The organism is Zunongwangia sp. L-65, from assembly GCF_056859415.1.
In genome coordinates this window covers 20,328-41,413 of record NZ_JBSXOK010000059.1, presented here as the reverse complement: position 1 = coordinate 41,413, position 21,086 = coordinate 20,328, and the positions used below count along the sequence as shown (strand labels likewise).

The following is a 21,086-nucleotide window of genomic DNA, read 5'->3' as shown; positions in this document are numbered from 1 at the left end:
CTTATTTTGAAAACATCCAGTAATCGAAATACATAAGCTGCGTTGGAGCTTTCCCCTTTACTACAAAAAACAAATCATGTACACCGGTTAGTTCTTCTACTTCGGCAGTAACCAATTTCCAGCGATCATTCCCGCCGGTTAAAGGAACATCTAAAGTGGCTAAAAGCTTACCATCTTTGGAATCTATACGAATTTCCATCGAAACATTGTTATTATGAATACTTCCTATTCTGGCGGTAACGGATTTTGGAGAAGTTTTTCCAAAATCTACTGCTTTCACCTTAATATAAGCTCCGTCTTTCATGGCGGTTACAAAGTTTCCCACCACATCGTTTGATTGTGCTTTAAAACCTTCAGACCAGGCAATGGTTTCTGCTTCTGTTTTGCGATACGGATTTAGTTTTTTTAAAGCCTCCTTTATTCCACTAGTCATATTCATCTGTTCTATGGTACCGTCACTATTAAATTTTAATTCCTGCACACAAACTGAACGTGTAAATCCGCTACCACCCGGCAAACCGGCATTATGATAAAAGAAATAAGTTTTGCCTTTATAATCTACAATCCCGGGATGATTCGTAAAACTACCGCCTTGGGTAGGCATCAATTCTCCCTGATACTTCCAGGGTCCGGTTACACTTTTACTGGTAGAATATCCAATATGTTCAGGTATCGGACCAGCTGCAAAAAACAGATAATAAATATCGTTACGTTTATAAACCCAGGGACCTTCTTCATAGGTAGTAGGTCGACGCTCATTCTTTTCACCTTTCCTTTTGCCAAAAGCTTCAATAGTGTTTGGAATTTTTTGGATATCTCCTTTTGTAGAGATCATGTCTTCATTGAGCTTTACAAAATAACACTCAGGATTTCCCCAAAACATATAGGCTTGACCGTCATCATCAATAAAAACCGCTGGGTCGATATCTGCGTTACTTTCGGAAACCAAAGGCTTACCCAAAGGATCAATAAATGGTCCATAAGGACTGTCGCTTACTGCCACTCCAATCCCATTTTGATTGCTACGGTCTGTTATAGGTACATAAATGTAAAATTTACCATCGCGTTGTATGGCGGCCGGTGCCCATGCATTCTTCAGGGCCCAATCAAAATCTGTGTATTCCAAAACTGCTCCGTGATCGATCCAGTTTACCATATCTTCAGTCGTGTACAATCGCCAGTCGTCCATAGTAAACCAGGTTGAATTATCCTCATCGTGACTGGTATACAAATACAATTTATCATCGTGCACCATTGGTGCAGGATCTGCCGTATAAGAAGTTTGAATAATGGGATTTTGTGCATTTAGGAATGAAGTTCCCAAAACACTACACAGCATCAATACATTAAATGACCACCTCATAAGTTGATTAATTTTTAATTACAAATCCGCCATTTGGCTGAATATTTACGGAAACCTTTCCGCTAGAAGGGATTTTAATTTCTTTGGAATAGGTTTCTTTTTTCTTATCGTCAGAAAATAAGGTCACTGTCTTTCCGGCAAGCATGGGAAGTTCCAGTTTTAGTTTTCTCACGTCTTTTTCAGCATTAACTCCGGCCACATACCAATTTTGATCATGCCTCCTTGCCAAAACCGAAAATTTTCCCGGATACCCATCAATAAATACCGTCTCATCCCAGGTAGTTGGCAACTCCCTTAGGAAATCAAGTTCAAAGTCTAGTACATCCTCCAAATTATTTGGAGTTAATGCAAACATTTGTACAGGATTCTGAAATAAAACTCCAGTAGCCAGTTGGAAAGCATCGGTGGTTAACCGCTCCTGACCTTCTTTATTGCCTTTATTGAGATACTTATTCAACAATATTCCGCCAAACTCCATACTGGCAACGGCATTTCTACTAAACGGATGAAGAGAAGCATAGAAGGCCTCCTTATTTCTTGTATCTTGAGAAAAAATGAGCATTTCTGAAGCTAGAACAGCTTCACTTCCTACAAAATTAGGATACATTTTTTCCCATCCTCTTGGGAGTGTTGCTCCATGAAAAATAACCATTAATCCATAATCATTGGCATCAGAAAGTATGTTTTCATAAAGCTTCATAGTTTCCTGTTTGTCACCTCCAAAAAAGTCTACTTTCAATCCTTTAACGCCAGCTTCTTTTAGCCATTTCATTTCTTTTTTTCGGGCTATAGCAGTATTCATTTTATTAAGCGGAGTCATAAATGCATCGTTAGCAACTCCGTTGGAATTATACCATAGGAAAACATCTACTCCTTTAGACTTGGCATAATCGATAAGTTTTTCCATCTTTTCATAACCTATTCTTTCATCCCACCAGGCATCGATAAGGATATACTCAAAATCCATTGCAGCAGCAAGATCGATATATTTTACCTGGTCGTCATAATTCATACTGTTATCCTGCCAAACGATCCAACTCCAGGTTCCCTTTCCGTATTTATAATCCTGAGAAGGCTCATAAAGCTGATCTACCACATCAAAAGGAATAGTAGTTTCCACAATAGGCTTAAGACTTTCCCCAAGCGTTATAGTTCTCCAAGGCGTATGTCCCGGTAATCCAATTTGAGCGCCAACACTACCAAAACCATTATTTTGTGCGGGATCTGGATATGCTACGCTGTAAATTCCATCTTTAAAACTGCTTAAATGCGAGGCCGTATAAAGACTACTAACACCGGTTTCTGAAAGTAAAACCCATCCATCTTCCCCAATCTTAAAAAGGCTTGGAAAAACATAACCAGTTTCAGATGTATTGCTCTCAAGCTGGGCATCGTCTGAATAGCCACTTTCGTAGCTAGGTGCGGTCCTGGCAAAGCCTCCCATAGGTTGCATCATAGGCGACAAAAATGAAGTACTCCCTTTGGGAAAATTATATCCGGTTAGCTCTTTTTCAACCACGCAAGCCCGCGTGTCTCCCCATTTAGGCATTTCATATCTAAAGGCGATATCGTTATCGCTTACCTGAAAAACAACAGATATTTCCTTTTCTTCAGCATTAGCAAAAGAAATTGTAAGCGTATTGGCCTTGTAAGAAACATGAGATTGCTTAATCTTCTTTATGTTATATTCTGAGCTAGTAGTACCTTTTGAAGCCTCCAGCAATTTCATCTTTGAAGTAAAATCTCCCTCATTAGTCACGATTCCTAGCGGAGATTTTTCTAACATGACTTTTTCATTATACGTAACACTGTAAAAGGGTTTTCCGTTTTCGACCTTGACTGAAACTTCCAACTTGCCGTCTGGACTATTAATGGATGCTTCTTCCTGAGCAATAATTGTACTCATTAAAAGCATACAGCATATCAGGCTGAATATTCTCATAGTATTGATTTTTATTTTTGAAATTCCCAGTAATCTAGATTGAATAGCTCGCCATCACCTCCTTTAAAAACAAAGTAGATATCGTGAACTCCCGGCACTTTTTCCATGTTACTAGTATATAATTTATAGGTATTTCCGGCTTCTTTTTCAATTTTAGAGCTACCTATAAGCTGCCCTTCTGCTCCATCTAATCGGATCTCGATAGTTCCTCCTGAAACTGGCTGAGCAAAAACCTTGAATTTCGTTGCGCCATTTTTAAAATCTGCACCCTGCACCATCATATAATCTCCATCTTCAATCGCGGTTACATATATCTTATCCTCAGTTTTGTTAGTTTTTACACCTTCGCTCCAGGCAATGGTTTCCGCTTCTGTTCTATGGAATGGATTTAGGTTTTCGATTGGTTCAGGACCTTTGTCATTCCAGTAAGGAATGGTTTGAATGGTTCCATCTTCATTATATTTCATTTCATCCGCATCAACCGAACGTCTTTCATAAAAAATCGAAGTTTTACTTTTTAAAATATCATAACTATGACCAAAAGCATACGACTTTCCTTTGTATTCAATTATTCCCGGATGATTTCCTCTTGTTTTCTCGGTAGCGTCCATGATCATTCCTTTGTATTCCCAGGGACCTTCAGGCGAGTCGCTCATAGCATACCCTAGCCCTTCTGGACAGCAGGTAGAAGCATAGGCTAGATAATAATGGTCATCATGTTTCCATACCCAGGGACCTTCCTGATAGTTTTCAGGTTTTGAATCAATTTTTACAACTTCTCCTTCAATAGAAGTCATATCTTCATTCAGTTTCACATAATACACATCAGGATTTCCCCAATATAGATAGGCCTGCCCATCGTCATCTATAAATGGAGAAGGATCTATATCATTCCAAATATGGTCTGTATCAATCAAGCGTTTGCCAAGTGGATCCTTGAATGGTCCATAGGGGCTGTCTGAAACCAAAACTCCGATACCGCTACCGTGCATAGGGCAATACAAGTAAAATTTACCGTTTCTTTCAATACACTGCACAGCCCAGGCACCATTATCTTGGGGCGCCCAGCTAAAATCCTTCAGAGAAGCCACCGCACCATGCTCTGTCCAGTTTACCATATCGGTCGATGTATACAGCAGCCAGTCCAGCATTTTAAAACCTTCCGCATCATCCTCATCATGTGAAGTGTAGAGGAATATAGTATCATTATATACCATTGGCGCAGGATCTGCTGTATACTTGGTCTGAATAATTGGTTTTTGAGCTGCAGCTGTACACCCCATCATTATGGTTAATACAGCTACAGCTTTATTTAAAATTCTCAAAATCTTAAGTTTTAGTATGTTTAATTAGGAGTTGCATCATTAGCCGAAGTGGCATATAAGCCAACCATGGCACCGGTAAAACCACCAGCCACGTTTGTCGAGAGAATATCTCCTGAAACTTTCCCTCCCAGATTTTCATAATCTTCTCCATCAAGCGCATAGCTAAATTCATATTGATCTCCTCTCGCCTTTACTTTCAATGAAACAGGATTATCCAGATCAATTTTCTTACTCGCTACGATTTTAGATTTCCCATTTTCAGTTCTTTCCAAAAGCAGGTAATAATCCTTATCTTTTCGGGTAATCCCGAAGGCATAATTAAAACGCTCATTCTGGTAACAGGTAATTCCCGCCATATCTTTAGCAGATTTAGGCTTGTAATTCATCTTAGTGGTAAAGGTAAAATCCTTATGCATCTGGCGATAGAATAACGTAGAAGTTGGTGCCAATTCATTAATATCGGTTTCGAAAGGCTTAATTTGGAGTCCGTTTTTAGTCTTTTTTATAAAATCCTCTCTTGGACCTCTGAGTCCAATCCATCGGTAATCCAACGTATCTGCCTGAAAATCGTCTGTAAAAGTAAAGTTTCCGTTAGGGAAAAATCCATCTTTACCGGTATTGTTTTCCACTCCTTCTGGCATTTGGAGTTTTGGCTCCATAGGTACCAGTCCGTTTTCAAAAACGGGGAATTTACCAGACCAGTCAACAGGTAAAATAAAGGTTTCCCTTCCTGTAGTTACCTGCCCGGCCTCGTTTGGGCGAATGGCCAAGAAAACACCATAATATTTATCATTAGGACCTTTTACCAAATCAGCATGCCCTGCCCAGTCTACCATATTCTCACGGTCTTTGGGAAAATAACGCTGGGTTAAAATAGGATTGCTTGGTGCAGGCTCATAAGGTCCTTTTGGATTATCACTTACAAAAATCACCTCGCTATGCCAACCACCGGTACCACCTTCAGCACACATTAGATAATACAGTCCGTTTTTTTTATAAACATGCGGTGCTTCGATCCAGATAGGTTGATCCGCTAAATCTACTCCACCATTTACGATCACCTTATCGGTTCCTGCAATGATCTGATCTTTCTCTACATCGTATTCCCAGATTTTAATCACCCGATGTCCCTGATAAAGTGCTTCTTCTGGCGCATCGTTATGCACCACATACGCTTTTCCGTCATCATCAAAGAATATAGAAGGGTCGATCCCATCAAACTTTAATTTATAAGGTTCACTCCAACCTTTCATGGGATCCTTAGTTTTTACTACAATATTCCCTAAACCACCAGCAAATGCAGTAGTAATCATATAAAAAGTGTCGTTATTCTCATTATAAGTGATTCCCGGAGCATAAACTCCCTGACTTATTCCGGTATTGTGCACATCTAGCTGAGAAGTTCTGTCTAGCACATGTCCAATCTGTGTCCAATTTACCAGGTCTTTGGAATGGAAAATCGGCACACCAGGAAACATGGCGAAAGAAGAACATACCATATAATAATCATCTCCTTTACGGGTAATAGCGGGATCAGGATAGGTTCCCTGAAGTATAGGGTTATAGAATTCACCATCTTTAAGTGGATATTCCTTATATACTTTATCCTCGCCTTTGTAAGTGGCGCTAAGAAAAACCGGTTCGTTAGTTGCTTTTTTCGGTTTAGGTTCTGTACTATTTTCATTTTCAGAAAATGAGAATAGCAACAACGCCATTAAAAGAAGCACCGGACAATACTTGTAAATTGGTGATTTAAGTGTTTTTTTCATTCTATCTAATTCTTGTATTAATTTTAGTTATAAGCGTTTTTATTTATCTTTCTTTATTTAAATAATAATTGAGCATACTGATACAAACATCTGCGCCAGGTAAGCCATTCATGTGCCGTTTTCGGCGACTCGTAAAAGCTATAGTCTATCCCTTTATTTTCTAACATTTGTCTAAAATCACCCACGGTTTTAAAGAACACTTCCGGCTCTTTAGTTCCGAGACCAAGCCAAAGTACGTTCAGCTTTTCATTTACCTCATCGGCATCTTCAAAAGCTCCATTCAGAAATGTCCTGGTATCAATTTTTTCATTTCCTGGATAATTGAACGTTCCGCTAAATCCACCGTAATAAGAAAACAGGTTTAAATTGTTCATTATGATTCTCATCGTCTGATTGGCTCCCATGGATAATCCGGCAATGGCGCGATATGATCTACTAGATTTTGTTCTGAATTTTTTATCAATATTGGGAATAACTTCCTCGATAAGCACTTCTTCAAAAGCAGATTTTGGACGGCCATCCCCATCCTGAGCATTTTGCATTACTTCTGGTTTGTTGGCATAGCCATTATCCATAACCACAATCATTTTTTTGGCTTCACCAGCAGCGATAAGATTGTCAAGAATAAGATTGGCATGTCCCTGGGAAGCCCATCCGGTTTCATCTTCAAAACTCCCGTGTTGTAGATAAAGTACCGGGTAGCGCTCTTGAAAATTTTCGAAATATCCCGGTGGCAGATAAACAAAATTGCGACGCCAATCCTGAGTGATTTCAGAAAAATAAATATTCTCTGTAATACTGCCATGCGGAACATCTTTCATCTCATAAAATTCCTGATCCTGAGCCGGAATTTCAATACCACTACCCCATCGTCCAGCACCATAATAATATTTTGAACCTGGATCGGGAACCGAAGCTCCGTCTATATTCAGCTGATAATAATGAAAACCTTCGTCTTGCGGAGCTGATTCTCCTGTCCAAACACCTTCATCATTCTTTTTGAGGTCATATTTCATCCCGCCAATATCAAGTTGCACATTGTTAGCCTTCGGAGCTTCTACGCGGACTCTTACAAGACCTTCAGAATTTACCTTCGGAAATTCTTTTCCAGACTGATTCACAGACGATGCCTGAAAATCTTCCTTTACCATATCATCGGTTTGCGCTGAAAATGGCAAAGAGAAACTAACAAAGAAAATAAATATTACTAGCTGAATTCGGTTCATATCTTTTAATTGAATAATAAAGGTGCTAGTTCATGCAGACTGCGTCGCCAGGTTTGAAATTCATGTGCAGTACCTTCAGAAATATAGCTCACCGTATTAAAACCGGCAGCCTTAAGTTCTTCTACGGAATTTTTAACCGCATCGGGACGTTCTTTACTTCCGCAGCTTATAAAAACAAGTTTAAGATCTTTATGATTTTGTAAATCTTTAGGTGAATAGGTACCGCCACTTAAAAGGGCATAATGAGAAAATACATGAGGTTTGTTTAAAGTAATCATTTTGGTTTCCATGCCGCCCATAGAAAGACCGGCCATGGCGCGATGTTCTTCATCAGCTATGGTTCTAAAATTTTCATCTACATAAGGAATAAGTTCATCAACCAAAACCGTCTGAAAATGTTTAATATCAAAGTCTTTTAAGCCGCCCCATTTAATTTCATTGGTCATTCCGTATGTCATTACGATTAGGAAAGGTGCTGTTTTCCCTTCAGCAATAAGGTTATCCATGATAAGATTGGCGTGTCCCTGATTACTCCACGCCGTCTCATCTTCACCCCAACCATGTTGTAGGTATAAAACAGGATAATTCTTATCTCTATTTTCATAATATCCCGGAGGAGTATATACAAAAGCACGACGGGAAGTTTTTGTACTTGGCGAAGAAAAAAGAATTTGCTGAACACTTCCGTGAGGAACATTTTTTAAAGCGTAAAATTCCTGGTCGTGTGCCGGAATTTCGATGCCACTTTCCCAACGAACCGAGCCATAGTAATTCTTTGCTCCCGGATCGTTAAAAGTCCCACCATCTACATTTACGTGATAATAATGGAAACCTTCATCCATAGGTCCCGCGGTGGTTCCCATCCAGACTCCTTCTTCGTTTTTTTCAAGTTTGGTACCTCCTTGGCCGCCTAATCCCAAGCTCACCCGAACACTATCGGCTGCGGGAGCTACAATTCTGAAACGGGCATAACCCTGAGAATTTACCTGAGGATATTCCTGCCCGGGCTGATTTTTAGAAGAAGGCTTAAAGTCTTCTTTAATTTCCTGCTGCGGGTTTTGTGAGAACCCGGAATAACACAGCAGGATAGCCACAAAAACTAACATCTTATGTTTCATAATTTGCTTATTGTTTTTTAAATAAAAGAGGGGCAAACGTATATAAATCGTGTCTCCATACCGGCCAGGCATGGCCGCCAGGATATTCATTGTAGGTATAATCGATATTCATTTTATCGAATTTTGATATCATTCTTTTACCATTTTTATAGGCGATATCCTCTTTCCCACCTTCGGAAATATAAAAATGCTCTAAATTCTGATTAATTTTTTCGGCATTTTCATTCATATAGCTATACTGAGCCTCTGCAATTTTATTATCTTCTCCAATCCATCCCGAACTGAAAACCCCAAGCGATGAAAAATGATCGGTGTTTGGGATGCCTGCATAAAGTGTCTGAATACCACCCATCGATAAACCGGCTATTGCCCTGCTGTCTGCATCGTCGATAACGCGATATTCTTCCTGAACATGAGGGATTAATCCCTCAAGTAATTCATTTTCGAACATTTTCAATCCTTTTTCATCAAAGGCTGACACCGGCATATTCCCATCTGGCATGATTACCAGCATAGGTTTTGCTTTTCCCTCTGCTATAAGATTATCAAGAATAAGATTCGCTTTTCCCTGCTGTGCCCAGCCACGTTCGTCTTCACCACCGCCATGATATAAATAAAGGGCAGGATATTTCTTATCTTTATTTTCGTCATATCCCGGTGGGGTATAAACATAAAATGTTCTCCAGCTATTCAACACCTGCGAGAAATACTGCTCCATTCTAATATCACCATGAGGAACATTTTTTAAAGCATAATACTCATCCCCAGCAAACGGAACTTCTATCCCGCTGGCCATTCTCCCCATTCCGTAAAAAGTTTCACTATTAGGATCGGCCACCGGAACATCGTCTATAAGAATGGAATAATAATGAAACCCTTCACTAAGGGAATCTGTGGTGACTTTCCAGATCCCTTCTTTATTTTTATCCATATCGTATTTACGCCCCAAATCTACCTTCACATCTCTTGCTTCCGGAGCTTTCACCTGAAAAACTGCTCGGCCATTAGGTAAAATCTGAGGGTATTGAGCATTGCCTACATTGGTAGAAGCGGGTTTTCCTAACAGACTGTAATCGTTGAATTTTGACTGATCTACGGGCTTAAATATCATTTTGGCAAACATGTAAAGTCCGTTTTTCCAAACTTTAAAATCGTGTACACCTGGTTCTATATAATAAATATGAGGGACATCATTTTTCACCAAATACTCATGAGTTCGCTCGCTAAATGGCAATAAGTTATCGGCATCTCCACAAGAAATCCATAACAGATTTAATTTCTCTCTGGCCTTTTCCGGATCTGGAACCAGTTCCTTTGGTGTTTTAGTATTTGGCGCCGATGAAAAAGCTCCTACCCATGCAAATGTATCCAGATTGCCGAGCCCAAAATTCAAAGTTTGTCCTCCACCCATGGAAAGACCAGCTATTGCACGGTATTCCCGATCTTTCTTCACAGGATAATTCTTTTCTATATAAGGAATAAGATCTTTTAGCAAATCTTTTTCAAAATTGGCAAAAGCTGCAACTTTGGTACTATCAAAGATATTTCCAACGGCACGGTCGTCTTTCATTGCCCTTCCGTTAGGCATTACCACGATCATAGGCTCAGCTTTTCTGTCAGCATACAAATTATCGAGAATCACCTGCGGATTCCCGCCACGTAGCCATTCTTTTTCATCGCCACCAATACCGTGTAATAAATAAAGCACCGGGTACTTCTTATTTTCTGAATAATTAGGTGGCGTATAAATCAGAGCTTTTCGAGTAGTTCCTACGGTTTTCGATTTATAACTGATACTGTCCAGCTTTCCATGGGCAATATTTTCTCTTTTCTGGTCAAAACCTTTAGGGGCTTCTTTTTCCAGTCCTTCAAAACCTTTCGCCTCCAGCATTTTTTCGGCATAACGTCTTCCCAGCTTTCGATAACCTTCAGCCGTAAAATGCAGATGATCGTTTACGGCAGTGCAGCCTTCAGAAGAAACTACATAAGCATTAGGAAGAACTTCTGGAAGCTTAGCAATGATAGTATTCATGCTGGCACAAGCCCCCCCTTCTTCTTTACTAACCATCTCACCGGCAAGTAAAGGAGTTTTTTTAGGATCTAGTTTTAGATCTTTAATCAGGTTATCATAAACTCCTTTTACTTTTTGTGGCCAAAGTGTATCACCGGTATTCGATTCACCCTGATGCAATAGAATTCCTTTAATCACCCCTCTTTTTTGACCAATTTTAGCCATTTCTACTAGTCTTTTATAGGGGTTACCGTCGTATTCCTTAACCATATTCTTTAGCCATCCTGGTGCCGAAGCTACATACGACTCATAATTTTCTTTATCGAAAAGCTCAATTTTACAACCGCCAACGGCAACATTTATGATTCCCACTTTAATACTATCTGGAAGATTTTCTACCATCTCCCTACCAAAATAATCTGTGGGAGTCAAGCCGGTATTACATCTGCATAGCGGCGGTTTGGCCGTATACCACTCTCCTTTTTTACGATCCAGGTTTAGGCATTCTACTGCTGATAAAACCTTGAAACGTTCACTAATAGCTACCGTATCTTGAGGTTCAATTTTGGCGTGCCCTTCCATATTAGACTGACCGAAAGCCAGATAAATATGAAAATTTGGATCCTGTGCTCTGGCACTAAATGCGAAAAGCAGCATAGAAAAAAGTAACAGTATTCTGGTTTTCATATTAGTGGATTTTTAATTCAGTTTTTTTTAGTTGCTTGTCATCTGAAGAATTTCCATAGAAAATCTCATAGTTCCCAGGCATCACTTTCATGCTTCGTGCCTTCTTATCATAAAATTCAAAAGAATTTGAAGGCAGATTAATTGTCACATTTTTCATTTCATTTGGCTTAAGATTTACCCTCTTAAATCCTTTTAAAGTTTTAATAGGCCCTTCTTCAAGACCTTGTTTATGAACATAAACCTGTATAATTTCCACCCCTTCAGTTTTCCCTTCATTACTAATCGAAATGGTAATATTAACCGATGAGGAAGTATCAATTTCGCTTTTATCAAGCTGGGCTTCGCCTATTTTAAAATTGGTATAACTAAGGCCATGTCCAAATGGAAAAAGTGGTTCAGCTTTCATAAACCTATAGGTTCTACCGTTCATGGAGTAATCTTCAAAATCTGGAAGTTGCGTGGTATCCTTATAAAAAGTTACAGGTAATTTTCCAGACGGATTATAATCCCCAAAAAGCACATCGGCTACCGCCTGCCCACCAGATTCCCCGCCATACCATGCTTGTAAAATAGCCTCACAGAATGTTGTTTCTGGCACGAGTCCAATGGCGGAACCTGAATTATTTACGAAAATGACCTTTTTGCCAGCATCTTTTAATGCCTTTAAGCAGTTTCTTTGTACTGAAGGAAGTGCTATATCTGTACGATCGCCTCCTTTAAATCCGGGATAAGAAACGGGCATTTCTTCTCCTTCAAGTTTGGTTGAAAGGCCACCAACAAAAATTACGGTCTCTATTCCCTTTAGTTTTTTAAGAAGATCCTCATAGTTTACGGGAATCTCCTTTCCAAAATTGAATTCTAAATTTGCCTGCCAGTTATTAAGCTGAGCGTAATGAATTTCGATTGTATACTTTTTCCCTTTTTCAAACTTATAAGGGATTTTAGAAGGTAATGTACGCCAGTTATTATAACTGCGCAATGATTCTCCATTCACGAAAAGTTCGAAATGACCTGTAGCTCCAAAGTTGAAGACGATTTCCTGATCTTTTTCAGGCACATATTCTGCCACAAACTTTCCAGAAAAACCTTCAAGTTTAACCCCAGAAGCAAATTCGTGCTGTCCGGCAGTAGTTAGTTTTATGGGATTTACAATTTGTTGGGTAGCGACTATTTCGCCGCTATAATCCGGAGTGTTCCAATAGGTCGCCTTAAATCCAGGTTTTCCATCAAACGAAATTTGAGAAAAGTAACTTTGCGTGACCTTATCTTCAACAAGATCACAGGCTTTATCGTAGACAATACTTTTTTCTCCAATCTTTGAAGTGATTCCATCAAGAATGCTTATTGTTCTAACCGGGGTACCATTATAATTTCCCCAAAGCATGGGTTCATCATCTGCGTTTGGCCCGATAACCGCAATTCTATCCTGGCCTTTACTAAGTGGAAGAATATTATTTTTATTCTGTAGTAAGGTCATCGACTCCCTGGCCATTTTTAAAGCCAGCTGCCGGTGTTCTTCATTATTAATCACCGATGCAGGAATCTGGGCATACGGAACAATCTCATCGGGATCCATTTCACCAAGTTCAAATCGGCCTATCAAAACCCTTTTTACACTCCTGTCGATATCTTCTTCTTTTACCAGACCTTTCTCTACGGCTTCTGGCAATAATTTATAATTATGGTTATCCCACTGGCACTCCACATCTGTACCGGCCAGAACAGCTTTGGCAGCAGCGTGTACAGCATCTGACGATACGTTATGTGAGGTATAAAAATCCTGTATCGCACCACAATCTGAAACTACAAGATGCTCAAAACCCCATTTTTCCCTTAAGATCTGCTGAAGCAAACGGTCACTACCACAACAAGGTTCATCGTCTAAACGCTGGTAAGCACACATGACCTGTCGCACATTGGCATCCTGTACCAGTACTTTAAAAGCAGGCAAATAGGTCTCCCAGAGATCTCTTTGAGATACGTTATTGAGATTAAGTTCATGACGGCTCCATTCCGGTCCTGAATGAACCGCGTAATGTTTGGCACAAGCCAGTAATTTCTTGTATTTAGCATCTTCAGGCCCTTGTAGTCCTTTTACCACCTGAACACCCATTCTTGAAGTCAGGTATGGATCTTCTCCATAAGTTTCCTGTCCGCGTCCCCAACGTGGGTCTCTAAAGATGTTGACATTGGGGGTCCATACGGAAAGACTCAGGAAACGCTTATTTTCTTCTCCGTTCCGAAGAGCCTCATGATATTTCGCACGTACTTCATCTGAGGTTGCATCAAAAACCTGATACACTAATTCATCATCAAAAGAAGCTGCCATTCCTACTGGCTCTGGAAAGACAGTTACATCATCATTATTTGCAAAACCGTGTAAGGCTTCACTCCACCAGTTAAATTTTTTAATGCCAAGACGGGGAATTGCTTCAGAAACATCAAACATCAGAAAAGCTTTCTCTTCTAATGTTAATCTGTTCACTAAATCCTCAGCACGTTTTTCGGGACTTAAATTAGGGTTCTGATAGGGTTTTTGCTGCGAAAAACCCAGCATCCCAAAAAGCATAAAAACTACAAAAACAAAGGAACTTTTTTGTCTAATATTATTCATCATCTGCAAGTTTTATGAGATATTCTTTCCCTGCTTCTGTTGCCAGATCATATTCATAAACCGGTTTTAATTCAGGTGCTATTATAGTTGCATCAGAAGAGATGAGTGGCTCTTTAGTCTGTGGAAGTTTAAAAAGTGGATTAGGATTTACGCCGGTAGCTTTTTTTAATCCATCGCCTGAAAGTGGATAATAGGAACGCAATCTACAATTACCACCAATGGCTGAAGTGATGTTCACTTTAACCGGTTTATTCTCCTCCCAGGCGATATCCACTTCAAAATTACCCCTGGCTTTTAAACCTTTTACTTCTCCTTTATTCCATGTAGAGGGAAGGGCAGGTAAAATATGAACTGCACCATCCTGACTCTGCAGGAGCATTTCAGCAATCCCCGCCGTACATCCAAAATTTCCATCGATCTGAAACGGCGGATGGGCATCAAAAAGATTAGGATAAGTTCCTCCTTTTTCACCGTGTCCCGCCTGTCTACTTGGCGTTAACTGATCATGGATAAGTGCCAGCGCATGGTCACCATCCAAAAGACGCGCCCATAAATTCACCTTCCAACCCATTGACCATCCGGTAGATTCGTCACCGCGGGCTAGCAAAGAATTTTTAGCGGCAGCAAATAATTTTGGAGTACGATAAGAAGAAATAAGATTAGAAGGAAAAAGTCCGTACAAATGCGAAACATGCCGATGTTTATCGTCTTGCCGATCCCAATCTTTCATCCATTCCTGTAGTTGTCCCCACTTACCAATTTGCATAGGAGCAAGGTTTGGTATCACATTTTTAATACTGTCAGAAAATTTTTTATCTTCATTAAAGATTTGGGAGGCCTCCAGAAAATTTGAGAAAACGTCCTGTACAATCTGATTTCCCATAGTGGTTCCAGCTGCCAGGCTTGACCCACCGGGATGACCATTTTCAGGAGAATTAGAGGGATTTACTACCATCCAATTATTTTCAGGTTCCTGCTGAAGGATATCTTTGTAAAATAGTGCAGTACCTTTTAAGATTGGGTATACCTCTTTTAGAAACTTGGTGTCGCCAGTAAACAGATAATGTTGCCATAAATGCTGACTTAGCCAACCTCCACCGTGGGGCCATAACCCATAAAAAGGCGGATCAACAACTCCTGAAATCCTCCAGATATCAGTATTATGATGCATATTCCAACCTCGAGCGTGATACATTTTCTCTGCCGACTCTTTTCCGGTTTCAGAAACATCCTTTATTAGACCGAAAAGAGGTTTATGCATTTCTGAAAGGTTAGCCACCTCAGCAGGCCAGTAATTCATTTCTGTATTTATGTTCACAGTATACTTACTATCCCAGGGTGCATTGATTTCCTTATTCCAAATCCCCTGAAGGTTGGCAGGTTGTGTTCCTGGCATAGAACTGGAAATTAAAAGATAGCGGCCAAATTGAAAATATAGCGCAATTAGCTGCGGATCATCAGAGTCATTAAATTCTTCTAATCGAATATCGGTAGTTTTATTTATGGCATTAGAAGTTCCCAAATCTAGTTGCACCCTGTTAAAATATTGCTGGTATTCGGCAATATGAGCATCAAGACACTTACCAAACTCTTTGATATAAACAGCATTCAATAGTGCAATAGCCTTGCTTTCTGCATCTTCAGAAAGATCTTTATAATTTTTAAAATTACTGGCTATAGAAATATAAATAACAGCATGGTTAGCTCCTGTGATTTTTAATCTGTTTTCTGTAGTTTCAATCCTTCCGCCTTCAATTTTCGGTTTTGCAATTGCCAGAAATTTTACTTTTCCTCTTTTATTTTCCTGATCTGAGGAGGTTCCGGAAAGCCATACCTCATCATTTTTAATCTGAATATCATGACTTTTGTGTGGACTTTTTAAGCCCATTTCAAAAGAGATGCTTCCAGGTTTGTTTGCAGTAAGCTCTACCATAATCACATCGTCTGGAAAAGAAGAAATGATACGGCGTTTATATGCAACACCTCCGGTTTTATAAGTAACAGTACTTACAGCTTTACTGATATCTAACTCCCGCTTATAATCCCGCACTGCATTTGAATTGGGGAAATTAAGAATTAGATTGCCTACCGTCTGGTAGCTCATTCCACTATTATTATCTTTTTTTGAGAGATATTTATCTGCTAATTTTTGGGCTTTTTGATACTCCTCCTGAAAAATAGCCTTCCTGATTTCCTCTAACTGTTCTTCACTTAGAGCGACCACATTATTTCCAGGCTCCCCTGCCCAAACGGATTCTTCATTTAATTGAATAGTCTCCATGCCTGTTCTGCCAAAAACCATTGCTCCCAGCCTACCATTCCCCACCGGCAAAGCCTCCTCCCATACTTTGGCAGGCTCATCATAATTTAAAGTCATTAAAGTATCCTGAAAGGAGTATCCTTTAGAGACTCCAAATAGCAATGAAACAATTAAAAATTGACCAAATATCTTCATATCATTTTAATAACAACCAGATCATCTAGGGATCATGTCATATTGCAACCCATGCATAATTTTGGGGTAGTATGAGACAAAACCTGTAAAAATTTAGAAAGCAATTTACTTGAATATATACTAGGTATCTTTCCCTGCATGTAACAAAAACTTTCAACTGCGTTACATTTTATATCTGTTATATGGATTAGTTTGTAATAAGCTAGTTAAGAAGAAAGTGTAGTATAACTATGGTCGTTAAAAAAAATGCTTGCTATAGCTAATTGTTGTGATGACATCCTCCCTGCCTATAAACAAACTAACAGTGTTTATTAAAATAAGCAGCCTCTCTAATTTTATTAATAGAAGCTGCCTATTTATGGTTTCAATAGATCAATACTCGAATATTAAATCAAGTTCTATTATCATTAATATCCAGGGTTTTGATCTCCGCTATTTATACTATCATTTGTATTTAACTCTACTTCAGGAATAGGAAAGAAGTTATGTATTCCTTCCTGATAACCGTATTTTCCGAGTTCTTGTTCTGCAAGCCCCCATCTTACCAAATCAGGGAAACGTACTTGCTCTCCGGCCAATTCAACTCTTCTTTCATGAACTATAGCCTGAAAAACTTCATCCTGACTTAGACCATTTTGTAATAATGGCATATCAACACGATCTCGTACCTCATTAATATATCCAATAGCCTGAGCTTGGTTCCCTAACTCATTACTGGCTTCTGCCATCATCAATAGAACATCGGCATATCGAATTACATTCATATTTATACCAGATTGAAGATTTTCGTTAGTTCTTTTATAATAATTTTGATATTTTCTCCAACCTGCAGGTCTGTCTAAGCTAATTTCGGTAATAACTCCTCCAGCATAAGTATCTCCAACAGTATAGAAGCTTTCATCGAACCGAGGGTCATTTTCTTCAAATTCGGCTCTTAATTCATCCGATGGATACGCATTAAACCAATCAAACATCCCATAAGACTGACCTCTTAAACTAGACTCATTTCCTCCCTCTCCATTCACATCAGAATTCCAAAAAGCACCGTTTGGCATAGATTCATCATATTCAACCGCAAAAATAGATTCAGGACCATGTTCTGTTTCTTCTTTAAAATTGTCAAAATAATTTTCAGCCAATGCATACTTTCCATATACATTTTCAAAAGCATTCATTGCCTCTGCATAATTTTCCTGATATAAATAAACTTTCCCTAGAAATGCGTATGCCGCACCACGGGTTGCTCTTCCGTTTTCTTCTTCAGTTTTAGGTAATAACGTCTGAGAAGCATCTTTTAAATCGGCAATAATCTGTGCATACACTTCTTCAGAAGCTGTTCTAGGCAGGCCTTGACCACCTTCTGGAATAGTAGTAATTAATGGCACATCTCCAAACCTTGTCACCAAATTAAAATAATATAAAGCACGAAGAAATTTTGCTTCACCTATATATTTATCTTTCATTTCCTGGCTTAAAAGAGAATTTGGGATTTCATTAATTCTATCTGCATTGTCTATTACAAAGTTGGCTTTATTAACTCCTCTAAATTCACTATCCCAAAATGCTCTAACCAATTCTGAACTGGCATCAAAAGAAAAATCCGAGAATATAATTTTATTAGCTTCCTGCTGTATATTAGCAGTATTATCGTGTCCCATATTATCCATCATATAGTAATAATTTCTACTATATGAGCCTATAGTTTGTAGACTGGCATATACTGCATTCACCGATGCTCTTACCTGTGCTTCATTCTTAAAAAATGTTTCAGGAGAAAGTTGAGTTGGGTTGTTCTGCTCTAATTGGTCTGTATCACAAGAAATCCAAAATAAAACAGAAATAAATATTACTGTAATTTTATATGTTTTCATCATAACTTTAATTTTTAAAATGCAACTTGAAGACCAATTTGAACAGATTTTGGTTGAGGGTAATTTCCGCGGTCTATACCAAGCTCGAAATTGTCTCTTGCTGCCCCATTATTAAGTGAAATACGTCCAATTTCTGGATCAAGGCCAGAATAATCTGTTAAGGTCAATAAATTCTGCCCACTTAAATACACTCTAAATTTTGAGAATGTATCATTGAAAAATTCTGAAGGAAAAGAATATCCTATTACCAAGTTTCTTAATCTGGTGTAAGAACCGTCTTCAACATATCGATCTGAAGCATTCGTGTTTTGAGTGGCTCCTAGTGCTCTGGGAATACTATTGGAGGTACCCGGACCAGTCCACCTATTTAATACCTGGGTACCAGCATTAAATGGCCTTGTCATTCCTTCTAAATCGTAAATATTGGTGTTAAATACATCATTACCTATCGAACCATTTACAAATAAATTCAAGTCAAAGTTTTTATAATTCGCATTGAAATTAAAACCAAAGGTGAAATCTGGATAGGGATTTCCTATTTTCACTTTATCATCTGAATTAATTTGACCGTCATTATTGATATCAACATAACGTACATCACCAGGCTTAACAGCGGTTTGATCTGGATTAGCGGTTAATACTTCTTCAATTTCCTCTTGTGTCTGATATATCCCGTTGGTTTTATATCCATAAAAGTAAAATAAAGGCTCCCCTACCGATATTCTCGACACAAATTCTCCTTCAAAATTGGCACCCGGTATTGAAGGAACTCCGCCAAGAGATATCACTTCATTTTTACTAGTTCCAAAATTAAGATTAGCAGACCATGTAAAATCACCATCGTAATCATTATACCCTAAATTGGCTTCTAAACCATGAGTTTTAACAGATCCTACATTTTCAGTAATAACCGGATCATTATAACCTAAAGAATATGCTAATGGACGATCAATTAAAAGATCATCACTTTTATTATTATAATATTCTAAAGAAAGAGTAAACTGATTATTATTAATTCCAACATCCAAACCTATATTTCTCATCTCGGTTTCTTCCCATTTCAAATCTGCGTTACCCAACCCATTCGCAGTAGTTCCCTGAACGGGATTACCACCTATTGGATAAATAAAATTGGTTAATAGAGTAGAACTATATCGATAATCACCTATATTATCATTTCCGGTAGTTCCCCAACTACCCCTAAGTTTTAAGTTATTGAATATCGAGCCATCCATAAAACGCTCTCTGCCCAGATTCCATCCAGCAGATACAGAAGTAAACCATCCCCATCTGTTACTTTGCCCAAATCTTGAAGATGCATCTCTTCTAAGTGAGAACGCAAAGAGATATTTCTTATCATAATTATAGTTTAATCGTCCTAAATAACCTATACGTACGTATTCTGAAGAACTTGAACCAAGATTAGCCCCCTCTAAGGAGAGTTGTTCTACCTCATCTGAAATTTCATTTCTACTACTCGCATTAATAGATTCATTTTTTATCGTTTGCTGCTCTGATAATAAGAGGAATTCAATATTATGATTTTCTAAAAAAGAGTCTTTATAAGTCAAACTATTGGTATAGGTCAACGATTGATATATCCCAGTGTTTTTAGTTATCTGCGCATATGGAGTACTATTTGTAGAAGTTTCATCATCCCTATACGAAGGAATAAAATTGGTATTTTTAAAGTTACTATAATCCAGACCTACCTGAGATTTGAAAGTAATTTTATCGAAAAACACATATTCTGCGAAAAGACTCCCTATTATATTAACAGAACGGTTACTGGCATTTCCTAAAGTTTGAACTCTTACAGGATTTTCTGCATCCTGACCATCAATAGAACTACTAGGCCCTTGAAAGCCTCCTAAATTATCTGCATTATAAACAGGTAGATAAGGAGAAATTTTAATAGCATGTTCTATTATAGAACGCCCTCCACTATCCCTTTCCGGGTTCTGTTCATCAAAAGAAACGCCTAAAGTTTCTCCTATGGTTAAGTTACCAAAATGGAAATTACTGTTTGCTCTAAAATTAAATCTTTCATATCCAGTTTCAATAATAGCTCCTTCTTGCTCTAGATAACCTCCAGAAAACCGATAGTTACTATTTTCGTTTCCTCCAGAAAGTGCTAAATTATAGCTCTGCATAAGTCCTCCTCTAAAAATTTCATCCTGCCAATCTGTATCATTATTGATGAAATCTGCGTATTGAGGATCTGAAACTCTAGTAGGTGTAGCATCTATTTCATCCAAATATTGAATATACTGTTGAGTGTTTAATACGTTATACCGAGAGCTTACGAAATTAACCCCAGAGTAAGCATCAAAGTTCAGTGATGCTTTTTGAGTGCCTTTACCTTTTTTGGTCGTAATTAAAACCACACCATTGGAGCCTTTAGAGCCATATACCGCCGTGGTTGCAGCATCTTTTAACACCTGAATATTCTCTATATCATTAGGATTTAGATCTCCCATCCCAGAAGCAATAATACCATCAATAACATATAAAGGGCTATTGTTATTAGGCGTTCCAAGACCTCTAATACTAACTACAGGCGAATTTCCTGGTGCACCGCTATTTACTACGTTTACTCCGGGAGCTCTCCCCTGTAGTGCCTGATCTGCCGTTGCTACTGGAACACTGGCAATCTCCTCCGAATCAATAGAAGAAATGGCGCCTGTCACTTCCGAACGATTTTG

At 38.7% G+C, this 21,086-nt stretch carries 11 protein-coding genes; all 11 read right to left on the bottom strand.

From position 1 onward, the window contains the following. Position 1: 1 nt before the first annotated feature. The 11 genes from AC13DP_RS09360 to AC13DP_RS09310 all read right to left on the bottom strand — a co-directional run bounded on the left by AC13DP_RS09360 (position 2) and on the right by AC13DP_RS09310 (position 21,071). On the bottom strand, positions 2-1,363 hold the full coding sequence (locus tag AC13DP_RS09360) for a glycoside hydrolase family 43 protein (protein ID WP_483067667.1): 1,362 nt from the start codon (positions 1,361-1,363) through the stop codon (positions 2-4). A gap of 7 nt (positions 1,364-1,370) precedes the next feature. Further along, positions 1,371-3,305: a glycoside hydrolase family 97 protein gene (locus AC13DP_RS09355; protein ID WP_483067666.1), complete on the bottom strand. Its 1,935-nt coding sequence runs from the start codon at positions 3,303-3,305 to the stop codon at positions 1,371-1,373. A gap of 11 nt (positions 3,306-3,316) precedes the next feature. Next, positions 3,317-4,630: a glycoside hydrolase family 43 protein gene (locus AC13DP_RS09350; protein ID WP_013070525.1), complete on the bottom strand. Its 1,314-nt coding sequence runs from the start codon at positions 4,628-4,630 to the stop codon at positions 3,317-3,319. A 20-nt stretch (positions 4,631-4,650) separates the two neighbouring features. After that, entirely contained in the window at positions 4,651-6,399 is a 1,749-nt protein-coding gene (locus tag AC13DP_RS09345) for a glycoside hydrolase family 43 protein (RefSeq protein ID WP_483067665.1), read from the bottom strand. Between the two features lie 53 nt (positions 6,400-6,452). Next, positions 6,453-7,625 carry an alpha/beta hydrolase gene (locus tag AC13DP_RS09340; protein WP_483067664.1) on the bottom strand — a complete coding sequence of 391 codons (1,173 nt, stop codon included), beginning with the start codon at positions 7,623-7,625 and terminating at the stop codon, positions 6,453-6,455. Positions 7,626-7,630: 5 nt separating this feature from the next. After that, on the bottom strand, positions 7,631-8,743 hold the full coding sequence (locus AC13DP_RS09335) for an alpha/beta hydrolase-fold protein (RefSeq protein ID WP_483067663.1): 1,113 nt from the start codon (positions 8,741-8,743) through the stop codon (positions 7,631-7,633). Positions 8,744-8,750: 7 nt separating this feature from the next. Then, positions 8,751-11,441: an alpha/beta hydrolase-fold protein gene (locus AC13DP_RS09330; protein ID WP_483067662.1), complete on the bottom strand. Its 2,691-nt coding sequence runs from the start codon at positions 11,439-11,441 to the stop codon at positions 8,751-8,753. 1 nt (position 11,442) lies between these two features. After that, positions 11,443-14,058: a xylan 1,4-beta-xylosidase gene (xyl3A, locus tag AC13DP_RS09325; protein ID WP_483067661.1), complete on the bottom strand. Its 2,616-nt coding sequence runs from the start codon at positions 14,056-14,058 to the stop codon at positions 11,443-11,445. After that, positions 14,048-16,510 (bottom strand): glycoside hydrolase family 95 protein, encoded by a 2,463-nt coding sequence (locus AC13DP_RS09320; RefSeq protein ID WP_483067660.1) that lies wholly within the window; start codon positions 16,508-16,510, stop codon positions 14,048-14,050. The genes xyl3A and AC13DP_RS09320 overlap by 11 nt, the downstream gene beginning before the upstream one ends. Positions 16,511-16,917: 407 nt before the next feature. After that, on the bottom strand, positions 16,918-18,384 hold the full coding sequence (locus AC13DP_RS09315; RefSeq protein WP_347406347.1) for a RagB/SusD family nutrient uptake outer membrane protein: 1,467 nt from the start codon (positions 18,382-18,384) through the stop codon (positions 16,918-16,920). An 11-nt stretch (positions 18,385-18,395) separates the two neighbouring features. Further along, complete coding sequence (locus AC13DP_RS09310; protein WP_483067659.1) at positions 18,396-21,071, bottom strand: SusC/RagA family TonB-linked outer membrane protein; 2,676 nt, start codon at positions 21,069-21,071, stop codon at positions 18,396-18,398. Positions 21,072-21,086 lie beyond the last annotated feature (15 nt).

Bases quoted from the DNA above. Each gene is read 5' to 3' on its own strand.
- xyl3A (WP_483067661.1), bottom strand. From the start codon at position 14,058: ATGATGAATAATATTAGACAAAAAAGTTCCTTTGTTTTTGTAGTTTTT.
- AC13DP_RS09320 (WP_483067660.1), bottom strand. From the start codon at position 16,510: ATGAAGATATTTGGTCAATTTTTAATTGTTTCATTGCTATTTGGAGTC.
- AC13DP_RS09345 (WP_483067665.1), bottom strand. From the start codon at position 6,399: ATGAAAAAAACACTTAAATCACCAATTTACAAGTATTGTCCGGTGCTT.
- AC13DP_RS09360 (WP_483067667.1), bottom strand. From the start codon at position 1,363: ATGAGGTGGTCATTTAATGTATTGATGCTGTGTAGTGTTTTGGGAACT.
- AC13DP_RS09340 (WP_483067664.1), bottom strand. From the start codon at position 7,625: ATGAACCGAATTCAGCTAGTAATATTTATTTTCTTTGTTAGTTTCTCT.
- AC13DP_RS09315 (WP_347406347.1), bottom strand. From the start codon at position 18,384: ATGATGAAAACATATAAAATTACAGTAATATTTATTTCTGTTTTATTT.
- AC13DP_RS09355 (WP_483067666.1), bottom strand. From the start codon at position 3,305: ATGAGAATATTCAGCCTGATATGCTGTATGCTTTTAATGAGTACAATT.
- AC13DP_RS09330 (WP_483067662.1), bottom strand. From the start codon at position 11,441: ATGAAAACCAGAATACTGTTACTTTTTTCTATGCTGCTTTTCGCATTT.
- AC13DP_RS09335 (WP_483067663.1), bottom strand. From the start codon at position 8,743: ATGAAACATAAGATGTTAGTTTTTGTGGCTATCCTGCTGTGTTATTCC.